General features: G+C 46.2%; 8 protein-coding genes. 7 read left to right on the top strand and 1 reads right to left on the bottom strand.

From position 1 onward, the window contains the following. The first annotated feature begins 31 nt into the window (after positions 1–31). The 7 genes from KTR07_RS08585 (at position 32) to KTR07_RS08555 (ending at position 11,350) form a co-directional block, all read left to right on the top strand. The gene (locus KTR07_RS08585) at positions 32–1,750 is read left to right on the top strand and encodes a RagB/SusD family nutrient uptake outer membrane protein (RefSeq protein ID WP_008762932.1); all 1,719 of its coding nucleotides are present in this window, start codon (positions 32–34) and stop codon (positions 1,748–1,750) included. Positions 1,751–1,783: 33 nt separating this feature from the next. Further along, complete coding sequence (locus tag KTR07_RS08580; RefSeq protein ID WP_008762931.1) at positions 1,784–2,827, top strand: DUF5017 domain-containing protein; 1,044 nt, start codon at positions 1,784–1,786, stop codon at positions 2,825–2,827. Positions 2,828–2,865: 38 nt separating this feature from the next. Further along, a complete protein-coding gene (locus KTR07_RS08575; RefSeq protein ID WP_070750832.1) occupies positions 2,866–4,803 on the top strand; it encodes a PL29 family lyase N-terminal domain-containing protein in 1,938 nt (645 codons plus the stop codon). Between the two features lie 13 nt (positions 4,804–4,816). After that, entirely contained in the window at positions 4,817–7,423 is a 2,607-nt protein-coding gene (locus KTR07_RS08570; protein ID WP_008767539.1) for a DUF4955 domain-containing protein, read from the top strand. A gap of 180 nt (positions 7,424–7,603) precedes the next feature. Further along, complete coding sequence (locus KTR07_RS08565; RefSeq protein WP_008767538.1) at positions 7,604–9,061, top strand: ATP-binding protein; 1,458 nt, start codon at positions 7,604–7,606, stop codon at positions 9,059–9,061. 27 nt (positions 9,062–9,088) lie between these two features. Continuing rightward, complete coding sequence (locus KTR07_RS08560; RefSeq protein WP_008767537.1) at positions 9,089–10,033, top strand: tRNA-dihydrouridine synthase family protein; 945 nt, start codon at positions 9,089–9,091, stop codon at positions 10,031–10,033. Between the two features lie 54 nt (positions 10,034–10,087). Continuing rightward, positions 10,088–11,350: a DcaP family trimeric outer membrane transporter gene (locus KTR07_RS08555; protein WP_008767536.1), complete on the top strand. Its 1,263-nt coding sequence runs from the start codon at positions 10,088–10,090 to the stop codon at positions 11,348–11,350. A 760-nt stretch (positions 11,351–12,110) separates the two neighbouring features. On the opposite strand, the gene KTR07_RS08550 is transcribed toward KTR07_RS08555, so the two are convergent. Beyond that, on the bottom strand, positions 12,111–15,188 hold the full coding sequence (locus tag KTR07_RS08550) for a chondroitinase family polysaccharide lyase (RefSeq protein WP_181981956.1): 3,078 nt from the start codon (positions 15,186–15,188) through the stop codon (positions 12,111–12,113). Positions 15,189–15,259: the final 71 nt, after the last annotated feature.

Raw genomic sequence — 15,259 nt, 5'->3', positions numbered from 1 at the left:
GATAGTAACAGTTAGAAAAAAGAATTCGATTATGAAAGCATTAAAAATAACAATCATAGCTCTATTGGCAGGTTTCAGCATGGCATCCTGTGACTTTCTGGACAAAGAACCTACCAAACTGACGCCGGAGAACTACTTCAACACCCCCGCTGAAGCCAACTCCTTCCTGACAGGCATCTACGCCATACTGTCGCAACCTACTTTCTACGGCGGTGACTATATGTACCTCGTAGCCGGTGACGACTTATCCCACTACGGAGGCAGCGGACGCGGTCCCGCATCTACCGGACTGATCTGCAACAACGCCACCACCAGTGACAACGCCGTGACTGCCTTCTGGTATGCCCTCTATTCAGGCATCAACCGTGCCAATATGTTCCTCGAAAACATCGACAAAGTAAACGGTTTCGATGCAGGCGTCAAAGAACAGTACATCGCCGAAGCCCGCTTCCTGCGTGCATTCTATTATTTCAATCTGGTAGAGTGCTGGGGAGATGTTCCTTTCAAAACAGTTTCAACCCAAAGCGTTACCAACCTGAATATCCCGCGTACGGACAAGCAGGAAATCTATGACTTCATCATCTCCGAAATGGCAGATGCCGCCGATACTGGTCTGAAATCGGCCTCCGATCTTGCTTACAAGCCGGGACGTATCTCTCAGTCTACCGCATGGGGCATACTGGCACGTGTATATCTGTTCCGTGCAGGCGAGCATTACCGTGAAGGTCGCAATGCCACACAGGCCGAAAAGAAAGACTATTTCGAAAGAGCCAGCTTCTATGCCCAGAAAGTAATGACTGCCGGTCACAAACTAGCTGCCAACTACTGGGATCCTTTCATCGATATGTGTTCCGACAAGTATAACACCACTGCCAACGAAAGCATCTGGGAAGCCGAATTTGCCGGCAACAACACTTCGGATACACAAGCCGAAGGCCGTATCGGTAACATCATCGGACTCGCCGGTCCGGATCTGTCCTCCAAAAGCGATGTGACGGGAGCCAAAGACCCCGGATATGGCTATGCCTTTATCTACAGCACTCCGAAACTGTACAACCTTTATGTGAACAACGGTGATACCAAACGTTTCAACTGGAGTATCGCTCCGTTTGAATACAAAGAAGCCGGAGGCAAGAATACAGGCGTTACCCACCGTGAATTTGAGCAGGGCAAACTTGCTGAAGTAATGTCCCAATACGGTCAGCAACGCGGAACTTACCAGTACGCAGATGACACAGAAAAGACCACAGCCACCAAGAACTTCAGCCGTATGTGCGGCAAATACCGCCGTGAATACGAAGCGGATAAGAAAGACAAGAACTATACGTCTATCAACTTCCCGATCCTGCGCTATGCTGACGTACTGCTGATGATCGCAGAAGCGGAAAACGAAGCGAACAACGGCCCTACCACTCTGGCTTACCAATGTATGAAGGAAGTAAGAGAACGTGCCGGACTGAACGAGCTTCCCGACATGACGCAGGAAGAATTCCGCCAGACCGTGAAAGACGAACGTGCCATGGAACTTTGTTTCGAATACACCCGCCGTTTCGACCTGATCCGCTGGGGTGAGTATGTGAAAAATATGAGAGCATTGGTAACCGAAGCACAATCCGGCAACAACTGGACGCAGGGACCTACCAACGTATATACCTACTTCAACATCTCCAGCACCTACAACTACTTCCCGATTCCGGATGCGGAAATGAGTGTGAACAAAGATATCACACAGAACAATCCGGGTTGGTAATCACAGTATTCATCGATAAAAGTATCATAGATTATGAAAACATATAAACTCATAGCCATCTGTGTAGCAAGTCTCTTCTTCGGGGCTTGCAGCGACGGGCTGGACGAAGCGGTAGGTCTGCACGTAAAAGTAGCGACCAACGAGAATGTAAGCTTCGACGGACAGATCATTACTGCCAAAAAAGGTACTCCGATAGAGTTCATCCTTTCGGGCGATCCGGACTTCCTGACATTCTTCAGTGGAGAAGCGGGCAGCAAATACGAATATCGCGAACGCGAAACAATTGATCCTTCACAGATCAAGTCGTCTATGCTGAACTTCTCTATCTGGTTCCAGTACGGTAACCCGAGCACGACATTGGAGAAACACGTATATATCTCCGATGAATTCACCGGATTATACAAGGATAATTTCGAAGCTGACTCTTTGCTTGTAGAGCAATTTGAGAAAGACGGTAAATGGAAAGAACTGGTTCCGCAGTCCGCATTCCCGACAGCGGCGGTAGGCAATGCCGATCTTGCCACTCCATACAGTTTTGATATGAAAGAATACATGGGCAAACGGATTGCAATCGCTATCTGCTACCGTGGCATTGACAATACAGTGGCACAATCCAAGATGTACTTTGAGCGGATGCGCATCAATAATGTGATGACGAGCGGACAGGAAGCAGAATATTCTGCCGGTTCTTTCGGCTTTACTCCGATCAATATGAAGAACAAATGGAATCTGAAGGATCAGACCAGCATGACCAAAGACCGTGAATACGGGACAGTTACCAATAACGTATCCGGTATCTGGAACCTGACAGGTGTAGGCGGCGGCTCCTTCTTCATCCATAGTACCAATGCCAACGATCCGCTGAAATACAGCTGGCTGGTTTCCGATCTGATTACCGTTAACTCTTGCAGCCCCGATCAGGGAACGAAAGTAAAGGATATTACCCAGCGTCTGGATAAGTACACATATACCTACAATCAAATTGGTATCTACAACGTGACATTCCTCGCTCGTAATGCCAATATCGATCATTCCTCCACGACTACTTACCACATGGTGGTAAACGTAGTGGAATAAAAATAAACGAATAAAATAATAACTAATACATTATATCTATGAATTACTTTAAATCAATCATGTTAACCGCATTTGCGCTGTTTGCATTGGCAGCGTGCGATACAGACGACTTGAGAGACGATGTTGACAATCTGAAAGACCGCGTAGAGTCTTTGGAAGCACAAGTCAGTCTATTGAACGATAACATGACAGCTATCAAGCGACTGCTTGAAGGTGGTCAGACTATCACAGAAGTGACGAATACAAACGGTACATATAAACTGAAACTGAGTAACGGAGAAACCATCTCACTGACACAAGGCTCGAAGGGAGAAGTTGCTTATCCAGAGATTACTGTCAATGACGAGGGCCAATGGGTAGTGAACGGTGAGGTATTGATGCAGAATGGCATACCTGTTCAGGCTGTGGGCACTCCCGGTAAGGATGGTATAGCTCCCAAGTTCCGGATTACGGACGAGGGAAGTTTCTGGCAGGTAAGTTATGATAACGGAACCAGCTGGGAAGACGTACTCGACACAGACGGTCAAAAGGTATCCGCAGTCAGCGATGGTTCCGGAGGAAGCAGTGCAGACTCTTTCTTTGAGGAAGTATACGTAGATTCAACCGGGGAATTCTTCGTTGTCAAACTGAAAGGACAGACGGAAGCTATCTCTATCCCTATCGTAAAAGACTTGCTTTGCGAAATCACCGAACCGGAAACCGGAATGAAGAACGGATACTGGGAAATAGGCTATGGCAAGACTGCCACTACGACTGTAAAAGTAAAAGGTGAAAACATTATCGTTACTGCTCCTGCCGGATGGGTGGCTACTGTGAGCGAAGCGGATGAAATGACCAATGTAGCTACATTGAGCATTACAGCTCCGGCAAACGCAATGAGTACACGTGCAACGGCGGATAACGGTTCCGACGTAACAGTGCAGGTTAATAAGGGTGCCAGTTGGGCGGTTGCCAAGATTCAGGTGAAGGCAATTCAAGTAGTTGACAGCTACTATGCTTTATATAATAGCGGAGCCACATTTACGGTAAATGGAATTGAAGTAAATAACACTAAATTCGAGAATGCAACATACATTGATTCTGATCAGACAATCACTACTCCAGGCATCTATTTTATCAAAGGAGGGGTCACTGTCAACTATAACAGTACCGTTAATGCTGCTAATTTGCTTTTCATCGGAGATGATTCACAAAACATCAGTACAGTGGCAATTACAGGAAATTATATCAGACTCAGACAAAATACCGAGACTGGACATTTCTTGTGTAAAAACATTGTATTTAAAGCAGCCGAGGGATTCACTAATTATCTGTTTACTGTTTATGCAGACGAGTCATTTGCTAATGTAGCTTTTGATCAATGTCAGATTGTACTTAATGGCAAACCTGTAAGTGCCATTACTAACGACAAAAGGAGCATTGCCAATTTCAGCATGGAAAATAGTACCATCAAGATAACAGCTGTTACACAACAGTTTATTATCAATACCAGCAGTAATAAGAATCAGGATTATGGCAATGTCATCTTTAGAAACAACACATTCTATTGTCCGTCAGGTAAAGTAAATCAATTGGTTTTATTCAATGGTTCAGCTTCAGGTATAGCCAGTCTGACCATAGAAAACAATACATTTATAAACTTGGAAACAAATACCGGTGGCTACGTAAACATAGGCAATCTGGCGAAAACCTCTATTAAAAATAATATCTTCTGGACAAATACAGACGGAACAGGTAATGTAGTCATCATTCGTCCTCAGATAACATCCCCAACAGGAGATATTTGCGCAGATAACCTCCTTTACAAAACTATGACTTATAATTGGCAAATGTTCTATGGAGGTAAACTACCGTTTGAAGGAGCAGAAGAACTGAAAGCATTAACATCCAATCCGTTCGACGGCGGCACCTTCGACCTCGCCAACGGTATCTTCGTTCCGAATGCAGAATATGCCGAATACGGTGCAACCAACTAATACCGACTAACGTATGAAAAAAGTAATATCAATCATATGTATCACCCTCCTCGTCGCACTTTACTCGTGCGACGAACGGGATGATCTGCGCTCCGACATTGACAACCTGAAAGAACGGGTAGCCAATCTGGAAGCGAGCATAGAACAGATGAACTCGGACATCAGCAACTATCAGCAGATGGTTGAAGGTAAGATTCTGGTGGTGGGATATAGCAAGGATGAACAGGATAACTATACCATCGAACTGAGTAACGGCGAAACTGTAACCATATACAGCGGCAAAGTAGACATGAACGATATGCCTTTGTTCAGCGTCAACGCGTCAGGTCACTGGGCATATACCATCAACGACATGACCACCGAACTGCTCGTTAACGACAAACCGGTAAGCGCCATCCCCGAAGCGGGAACAGCAGGCGTCACCCCGAAACTGAAGGTAGATGCAAACGGTTTCTGGCTGATCTCTATCGACAACGGAAGCACCTGGAACAAATTGGGCAACAACCAGATTGCCGACGGAACGCAAGCCGTTGCCAACGCAAGTTCCCTGTTCAGCAACGTAACCATCGACGAAGCGACCGGACAGATCACCTTTACCATCCGTGCCGACAACAGCCAAGTAAAAGTCCCCATCTACGGAAAAGACTTCTACCTGACAATCAAGTATGAAGGCACAGCCACTTTCGGTCTGGGACAAAAGCAGGAATTCCTTGTAGAACAAGCCAACGTGGAAACAGCCACCATCGAAAACCAGACATGGGGCGTGAAACTGACGGAAAACAAACTGATCGTCACCGCCCCCAAAACAAACGTGCAAGGGAAAGAATACGAAGAACAGATTTACATCAAGATATTCTCGAAAGAAGGTTACTGCCGGGTAGTGAAACTTCCGGTAAAACTGCTGACCACGGAGATAGATGCCAACTCGGCTTTAGCTTGGCAACGCTTCAGGCAGGGAGAGGACAATGTGCTACCCGACTATTCGTATGCCGGATATAATCATGGAGAAAGTGCGCCGCAAGGCGCATTTTCTTTAGGATACCAAGTGATCAACGTAAAAGAGCGCATGACCGCCAAGAACATGACCGCCCGTGAAGCGCTGATCAGCATCCTGCAAGAGAAAGGCATGACAAGAGTAAACGGAACCAACAAGCTGAACGCCAACGCGAAGATTGTAATCTATTTCCCCGCAGGCGACTACATTCTTCACAACGACGACGATAACACCCGCGACGAAAGCAAGCAGAAGGATGCCGTTGATTCGAAAAACAACAATGTCAGCAGTGGCATTGAAATCTATGGCGGTAACTTTGTGATCAAAGGCGACGGTCCCGACAAGACCCGTCTGATCATGGAAACGCCTAATCTGCCGACAAGTATCAGCAACCTCAGTTCATCACCTATACTGTTGGCAATCAAGCACACCAACGGTCCGAACAATGCCGGTAACTCCCCCAAGCTTGCTTCCGTTACCGAGAATGCCAAGCGCGGAGACTTTACCGTGAAAGTCAGCGGAACCACCGGAATCTCCTCCGGACAGTGGGTACAGTTGCGCTTGCGCAGCGGAGACAGGGAACTGGTAAAGAAAGAGATCGGTCCGATTGCCCTCAACGAGAACTGGGCGATAGCGAAAGCCCCTATCTCCATCAACCAAAGCTCCGACGACCTGTATGGCGTCAAAATCACCGAGTTTCATCAGGTGAAATCCGCCTCAAACGGCAAGATCACTTTCTACGAACCGATCATGCACGACATCGACATCAAATATAACGATACGGAAGGGTGGGAAATCCGTACGTACAAATATCTGGAGAATGTCGGTGTGGAAGACCTGAGCTTCGTAGGAAACGCATTGGACGGCTACGCCCATCACGGAGAAGGACACGCCGAACAGGCTAAAGTAGGCTGGCAATACGACGGAGCCTATAAACCGCTGCTGCTGCAACGTGTAGTCAATTCATGGGTACGCAACGTCCACTTCGAGAGTGTCAGCGAAGCGCTTACTTTTGCCGAATCTGCCAACAGCTCGGCATACGATATCCGTATCAGTGGAAAACGCGGACATTCAGCCGTACGTTCGCAAGGTTCTTCACGCGTCTTTATCGGCAAAGTCCGCGATGAAAGTGCAGGAAATGACGTATACGGCAAGAGTTGCCAAGGGCAGTTCCACGGTTGCGGCGTATCGAAGCCAAGTGTAGGAACCGTATTATGGAACGTAACCTGGGGCAATGACGCCTGTTTCGAATCCCACGCCACACAGCCCCGTGCCACGCTGATAGACAATTGCAGCGGCGGACTTGTATACTACCGCGCAGGAGGCGACGAAAATGAAGTCCCCAATCACCTGGGCGACCTCACCCTGTGGAATCTGAATGTGACCGGAACGGATTCTCACGCTTCTAACTTCGCATGGTGGAGCGACAGCGATACATGGTGGAAGATTTTCCCGCCTATCGTAGTCGGTACACATGGTATGAACGTGAAATTCTCCGGTAAAGAGCAGCAACAAGTCACATATGAAGAAAGTACCGGTATGAAGGTATCCCCCGAATCTTTGTACGAGGCACAATTGCGGGAACGTCTGGGCTATGTACCCGGATGGCTCAACGCACTTAAATAACAACCAATCACCCGCACGATTTTTCTAACCTTCAGTTAAAAACGTATATGAAAATCAGACTTTAATCAATTTAACACCCAAAAGAGAGGGGCCGGGAGGTTCCTCTCTTTTACTTTTCCGTATATCTACAGGAAATAAGAAGTTTTTTAAGTACTTTTGTAAATCAATAATATACGCAGTATGAAAGCAGACCACCCTGAAGATATAGAAGATATAAAGGAACTCATAGCCCAAACTGAAAATGAACAAGTGGAATTTAAAGAAACCACCGGACAATTGGAACGTGGCATGGAAACGCTTTGTGCTTTTCTTAACGGAGAAGGCGGAACGGTCTTATTCGGCATTACAGACAAAGGCAAGATAATCGGGCAAGAGGTTGCCGATGTAACCAAAAGGAGCATTGCGGAGGCTATCAACAGATTAGAGCCAACAGCAAACGTACACGTCTTTTATATTCCCCTTCCAGACAGTAGTAAGAAAATAATAGCACTCCATGTTGAAAATTCAAGAGACAACCGCCCATTTTGCTATAAAAGTCGTCCTTATTATCGTGTAGAAAGTGTAACATCCGCCATGCCACAAGCAGTGTATAATCAATTGCTGATAATTCGCGACGAGGCAAAATATCGTTGGGAACTGTTTGAAAACCCTAAACTCTCTTTGCAGGATATGGATGAAAATGAAATTCTGAAAACGGTCAGACTCGGAATAGAATGTGGTCGTTTGCCAGAGAATACAGGAAACAACCTCTCCATTATTTTAGAAAAATTTGGGTTACTGGTGAATGGCGTATTAAACAATGCTGCCGCTGTACTGTTTGCCAACAGGGAACTGATAGAATATCCGCAATGTCTTTTAAGGCTGGCGCGTTTCAAAGGAACAGATAAAATGGTCTTTATGGATAATCAGCGCGTACAAGGTAATCTGTTCCAATTGCTTGATTCAGCAATGACCTTTATATTCAAGCACCTTTCTTTGTCAGGCACAACCGAAGCTTTGGAGCGGGAAGAACATTTGACGATTCCTTATAAAGCTATACGAGAAGGGATTATCAATTCACTTTGCCATAGACAATTCCGGACTCCAGGCGGCTCTGTAGGAATAGCTATTTATGATGACCGTGTGGAAATTGAAAATCCTGGAACATTCCCTCATGGCTGGGATATGGAAAGGATGAAATCCGAACATTGTTCAGAACCTCGGAATCCTTTAATTGCCAATGTCCTCTATAAGCGCAAGTTATTGGAAAACTGGGGACGTGGTATCAGCTTAATGACAGAAGAATGTCGAAAAGCCAATTTACCGGAACCGGAATTTAAGTTGGCCAATGGTTTTGTAATACTTGTTTTCCGATACGGGACAAATAACCACACAAGCACCATGCAAGTACCACATAAGCACCACATAAGTACCATACAAGTTCAGTCCCTATTGAATATAATGGAATATAACACCTATTCCGTTAAGGAAATGATGGAGCTTTTAGAATTGAAAAACCGTAGCTATTTTTCAAAAGAATACTTAAAGCCTGCTGTTGAAACAGGAGTTATAGAGCCAATTTTCCCTGACCAGCCTAAAAGCCCGAAACAGAAGTATCGGCTGACAGAAAAAGGAAAAGCTTTATTAGAGAAAAGATAACGAATAACGAATAGCAAATTAAAAGATATGCAAGATACACTACCCATCCATTTTGCTCCGCTGCAAGGTTACACCGAAGCAATTTACCGCAATGCACATGACGCCTTCTTCGGCGGTGTAGACACCTATTATACTCCGTTCGTACGATTGGAAAAAGGGAACTTCCGGCGCAGAGATGTCCGGGGAATCGAACCTGAGAACAATGGGGTGCCCCACCTGATTCCTCAGTTGATAGCCTCATCGGCAGAGAAAGCAGAAGTGATTTTATCCCTTTTCATCGAAAAAGGATATCAGGAAGTGGATATAAACCTAGGCTGTCCGTTCCCGCTTCTGGCGAAACGTCATAACGGCTCCGGCATACTTCCTTATCCCGAAGAGGTGAAAGCATTGCTCAGCATTGTCACCCGATATCCGCAGATCAGCTTCTCCGTCAAAATGAGACTGGGATGGGAACAGCCGGATGAATGCCTGGCACTCGCTCCCATACTGAATGACCTGCCTCTGCGCCAGATCACCATGCACCCCCGTCTGGGCAAACAAGGTTACAAAGGAGAAGTTGACTTGCAAGGATTCTCAGCTTTCCGGGAGGTCTGTCAGCTTCCGCTTGTTTACAATGGAGACATTCATAATTTGGAAGATATTCAACGCATCAGCACACAATTCCCCTCACTGGCGGGAATCATGATAGGACGCGGACTACTGGCAAATCCGGCTTTAGCACTGGAATACAAAGAAAACCGTACGCTCGCGCCCGATGAAATGAGGGATAGACTGAAATCCATGCACAAAAGCGTGTACAACAATTACGACGTACTATTGGAAGGAGGAGAGGGACAGCTACTGACTAAAATGAAGACCTTTTGGGAATACCTGGCGCCCCAAACCGACAGAAAAGTACTGAAAGCGATTCATAAAAGTACGAATATCAGCAAATATTATCAGGCTGTCAGTGCCTTTTTTAATCAACGGTAGATTGAGAATCAGTTATTTTATGTAATTTTGCGCCCGTTTATTAACAAGCACATTATGAAAAAATACATTCTATTATCTCTCTGCTTGATGACACTATCAAGTAGTTTCGCACAATTAAAGGATTTTAAATTCAAATTCTACGGACAGATTCGCACGGACTTCTACTATAACAGCCGTGCCAACGAGGAAACTGTAGACGGATTGTTCTACATGTATCCCAAAGATGAAGTGCTCGACGGCAATGGTGAAGACCTGAACGCTACATCGAACAGTAATTTCTATACATTATACTCCCGTTTGGGACTGGATGTGGCAGGCCCGAAGTTGGGAACAGCCAAGACATCCGCCAAAGTGGAAGTGGACTTCCGCGGGTCGGGAACTTCTTACTCCACCATTCGTCTGCGCCATGCATACTTTAACCTGGACTGGGGAAAGTCGGCTGTACTGGTAGGTCAGACATGGCATCCGTTGTTCGGTGATGTTTCTCCTCAGATTCTTAATCTTTCCGTAGGAGCACCGTTCCAGCCGTTCAGCCGTGCACCGCAGATTCGTTATCGCTTCAACAATAAACACCTTCAGTTGACCGGAGCGTTGGTATGGCAGTCTCAGTATCTGTCACAAGGACCTGCCGGTAAAAGTCAGGAATACATAAAGAAGAGCAATATCCCTGAGATTTATGTCGGAGCAGATTACAAAAACGGAGGATTTCTGGCGGGTGCCGGCATCGAAATGATTTCATTAAAGCCACGTACTCAATCTTCATGGGAAGAAAAGACGTTTGATCCGACCACCAATAGTACTATATCAATCCCACATACGTACAAAGTAGACGAACGTATCACTACCCTCTCTTATGAGGCTCATGTAAAATATACCAATAAAAATTGGTTCATCGGCGCCAAGAGCGTATTAGGTTCCAACCTGACACAAGCATCCGGTTTGGGAGGATTTGGAATTAAGCACATAGACAACAAGACAAAAGAGCAGGAATACACTCCGATACGCTTCTCCAGTTCCTGGCTGAATGTGGTCTACGGACAGAAATGGAAACCGGGAATCTTTGTAGGATACGCCAAAAACTTAGGAACAAGCGACGAATTAGTCTCTGAAAAACTCTATGGAACAGGAACCAACCTCGATAAACTGGTAACTGCCGGAGCTGAACTTACCTACAACGTTCCTCACTGGAAGTTCGGAGTTGAATATACATTGAGTTCGGCATGGTACGGCAAGCTGGATAAATCGGATGGTAAAATCATAGACACCCACTCCGTCAGCAACAACCGTATTGTAGCAGTCGCTATGTTCATGTTCTAATTTGCAGAAGATCATTCAACAGAATTTAAGTTCCTACATCACTTTAAGGCCGACTAAAAAGTCGGTGGTATCTTAAATCTCCTCCTTCGGGAAGGGAATTAATGATACTATTGACTTATTAGTCAGTCTCAATTTGTTTCAAAAAGTTTCAGACGCTTGAAACTTTTAGTTTCAAAGGTTGAAACCATTGGTTTCATTACTTGAAACTAAAGGTTTCAAGGCATGAAACCAAAAGTTTCGCCCCATGAAACAATCAGGAGAAATACTCGATTCGGATGATTTGACCGCCCGATCCGATTAACTCAACCGTATCAGTTGTTTCAATTGACCTGTTCTTTTAGGAAGCATTAAATCATTTATTAGTCAATAATGGATGATCTCTCAGTCATTAATAGCTGATTTCTCAATTATTAATGGCTGAGAGATCAAACGTTAACAGTTGAGAAATCAGCTATTAACATCCTGTAAGTCAAAAGATAACATTGTAGAAATGAGACAGATCAGGATAAGACAGAGTGAGAGCAACCGTTTGCTCTCATACCTGCCACCACAGTTGCTACCACACCGAAAACCACGATGAATAAAAGGATACAGACCATTTGTTAGAGCATGAGAGCAAAACGGCTATCAAATCACTGTGGAGAGCCTGACCGATATGTAGGCTCCTCAGCTTTCATTGCTGCTATTACAGCCGATTCCTTTGGCCGTAAATGCTCTTGGGGGATCTGATTATTCAGATAGCATGCCACAGAACAAAAGATTATTTCTCCAGTTCTACCTCATAGCTGGCTCCATCCTTACAGAGGAAGCGAAGCACCGTTTGTTTTTTATCCTCGGATACCACCTTGCAGTAAGGGGTCTCCACTACCTTCCACCTGCCTTTCAGAGTCACCGTCACAGGAATCTCACCGCTTTCATTGTCAATCCACGGGCGGGAATAGATGCTGCGCTCCATACGTTTTCCGTCTTTATCGAAAGCCTCATCACTCGGACCACGATACAATGCCAAATCCGGTTGAGCTACAGTCAATAATACTTTATCAGCAGATTCCTTACGGACCATCACTAAGCAGGACGTATCCGTACGCTGCAATAATCCACCGGGAAGCAGTGACTGGGGAGTTTCAAAAAGCACATAAGAAGTTATCTTATCAGAAGGCGATTCAAGGATATGTGCATTCCGGTCTTGCTGTAATACGCTGTAGGCAGGCTTCTTTGCAAAGGCAGTCATCGTCTTCCGGTCGGTTCCCGGCAGAATGGCATATTCGTAGCTTCCCGCTTTCGGTGCTTTCCCATGGTCGATAATCAATGATACCCAGTCTCCTTTCGTTTCTTTGCCTGTATCCTGCATACGGGAGTATTGCGGAAAGTTTTTCTCGAATCTTGCAGCAACCGGCACATAATATCCGGTACCCAGATGATCCATCCATACTTTTCCTTCACCCGCATTATTCTTCCAATAGTCATGTGCCTCTTTATCTGTCACCGCCAGTTGGAAGATGGTCGTCTCCGTAGGATAGTCCGTGTTTGTATTCTCGATATCCGAGCCTAGACAAACGATCATTCCATCGATGAAATGGAAGGATTTTCGTGCACGATGCGTTCCGTTATACTTATCGTGTTCGTGCAGTTTCATTCCGAAGTTACCATTCATCTTTCCTTGTGACAGGCCGCCGGCAAAGGCTTCATCCGAATAAAGCATCTCTTCCATTCCGGAGAATGTATCTACATTCAGCACGTTGGCTTTGAGCAGGTCCAGCGGGAGATGGATGGAAGTCACTCCCGGAATACGGTTCCAGTCGAAACCTTCCTGCTGCCATCCGCTGGTGGCGGGAGTCACTGTCTGTCCCGGAGGTGCTGTCAGTATCTGGAGACTTCCATGTGCCAGATAACGTCCATAGAGGTTGTGTCCCAGATAATGTTCGGCTGCCCAAAGGTAGCGTGAATGTCCGCGTGCCACAGCCGACCAGTTTTCACGCCGTTGCACAGATACACAGCCATAGCCTAGCGAGAGATTACCCTGCGGATCGGGTTCGGCACGAAAACCGTTCTCTACCAGTCGTTTGGCAATCTTACGCTCCTGAGCGTTCGAAACTTTCGGCATATATTCCGGTGCCTGTTCCGCAGAAGAAGAATCGGAAGATACGAGACGCAGGTAGGCGGATGCCATCTCTTTATCAAAATCACCCTTTCCATCGGGAGTTCCGGCAATTGCCATTATCGCATAGTGCATGGGAACTAATTTCCCCTTTCCATCGGGATGGCGCCCGGACATAGACAAGGGAAAGTTCAGTTTATTGCAGTAGAAACGCATGGCAAGCAAGACATCTTTGACCGTCCGGTGTGCCAATTCGGAAACGGCAAGGCTTGTCCGACTGAAAAGATATATCATATTTGTTGCCCCGTCCAGTCCTCCAACGGCATAGGCAGGATAGTTATTACGGTGATGGAAAGCTCCTCCGTCCACTTTGAAAGAACCGGCCAGTCCCGGTGCAGGACGGCAGCCGTAGTCAATCCATCGGGAGAAGGATTTCAAGTATTGCAGCTTCTCCGGTGTGTCTTCCATCATCAGAATGCTTGCGATACGCCCGGTGGTTTGTGTATTGAAAGAATCCATGTCGATTCCGTTGCCTTCCGGCTTGGGATATACTTCGTTGGTGATGGCATACCAACGCAACGTACGCTCCGCTTCGAGCAGTTTTCCTTCTTCCCGCAATACATCTTTCATCAGGAAATAAGCCGGATAAAGTCCGCGCACGCTATATCCGTAATGATGAATATTGCCCCAGCAACTACCGTAAGCCACTCCCTGATCGGTGATATGGTCGTACATCGCAAGAAATTTCCGCCTCATCTCCTTGCGGATCGGTGATCCTGCCTCACTGTTATTGTAAGCCACGGCAATCCGTTTCATTAAGTCAAAATAGGCACGCATCTCTATTCCCATCTTGGTCAGCATATCCTTGTCCCAGTCCGGAATCATCCGTTCGTAGGCTTCGGAAGCACGCACCATGAAAACGGGCACTCCGGACACTTGCCCGTCCTTATAGGTTATCTGATAGAGGTCGTATTTCTTACGGATGGTTTCGGCTTCTTTCTCCGTCACCTTCCCTTTGGTATAGATCATGTCACGGAAACGCTTTTCCAGCAGTTTCATTTCCTGCCGCTGCTTGTCGCTTACGGGAGTCAGTTCGATGTCCGGTTTCAGCAGGGAGTGTTTGTAGAGTACCAGCCAGTGATTGGTAGTGCCGGCATTGACAAAGGGGACTTGCAGATCGGCTGTCTGCTGGCGGGCATCCACCTTTGTCGCAGTGATCAGATGATCGATGAAAAGGCGTCCTTTTGCATCGGGAGCCACGATGCGGAGCTCGTTCATTCCTTCTTCCGGCGTGCCTTGCATATCGCGTTCATAGCAGACCCATGCCGCACGCCAACCTTTGAAATTGATGCCGAAAGGAAAAGAAGCGCACTTACGGCCGTCTTTCAGAAATTCAAACTCGATAGCAGCGTCCTGAGGCTGCTCATTGTATATCCATACGATGAAAGCGGAAAGATACAGGTCTTTCCCTGTCGGGTCCTTCTTTTCAAACTTCAGGTCTTTCCGGAGTTCCAGTCTCCCGTTCGGTTCGAAGGTCCATTCCAACGAATGTTTCCCGTCTTTATAATGTGCACCGGATATGCCTAACTGAGACTGAACACCGGTTATACAGGCAGGTAACTGCGGCTCTTCAAAAGAGAACATCCGCTCATCCGTAACTATCTGCGCATTGAGGAATGCCGGACAGAGAAAAGACAATATCAGCATTGTCACTGACAGAGTAAAAGATTGCTTTATCATAGAATATATCGTTTTAGGTCCGATGGTAAATCGGTTTATCATTAGCCGGTATTTACAGAGAAGATCACCTG

Origin of the sequence: Bacteroides sp. MSK.20.82 (genome assembly GCF_019052485.1) — a bacterium.
Taxonomy (GTDB): domain Bacteria; phylum Bacteroidota; class Bacteroidia; order Bacteroidales; family Bacteroidaceae; genus Bacteroides; species Bacteroides thetaiotaomicron.
Note: the sequence above shows the minus strand (reverse complement) of the source record. Positions and strands in the feature narration are given on the sequence as shown.

Bases quoted from the DNA above. Each gene is read 5' to 3' on its own strand.
- KTR07_RS08580 (WP_008762931.1), top strand. From the start codon at position 1,784: ATGAAAACATATAAACTCATAGCCATCTGTGTAGCAAGTCTCTTCTTC.
- KTR07_RS08555 (WP_008767536.1), top strand. From the start codon at position 10,088: ATGAAAAAATACATTCTATTATCTCTCTGCTTGATGACACTATCAAGT.
- KTR07_RS08585 (WP_008762932.1), top strand. From the start codon at position 32: ATGAAAGCATTAAAAATAACAATCATAGCTCTATTGGCAGGTTTCAGC.
- KTR07_RS08575 (WP_070750832.1), top strand. From the start codon at position 2,866: ATGAATTACTTTAAATCAATCATGTTAACCGCATTTGCGCTGTTTGCA.
- KTR07_RS08565 (WP_008767538.1), top strand. From the start codon at position 7,604: ATGAAAGCAGACCACCCTGAAGATATAGAAGATATAAAGGAACTCATA.
- KTR07_RS08560 (WP_008767537.1), top strand. From the start codon at position 9,089: ATGCAAGATACACTACCCATCCATTTTGCTCCGCTGCAAGGTTACACC.
- KTR07_RS08570 (WP_008767539.1), top strand. From the start codon at position 4,817: ATGAAAAAAGTAATATCAATCATATGTATCACCCTCCTCGTCGCACTT.
- KTR07_RS08550 (WP_181981956.1), bottom strand. From the start codon at position 15,188: ATGATAAAGCAATCTTTTACTCTGTCAGTGACAATGCTGATATTGTCT.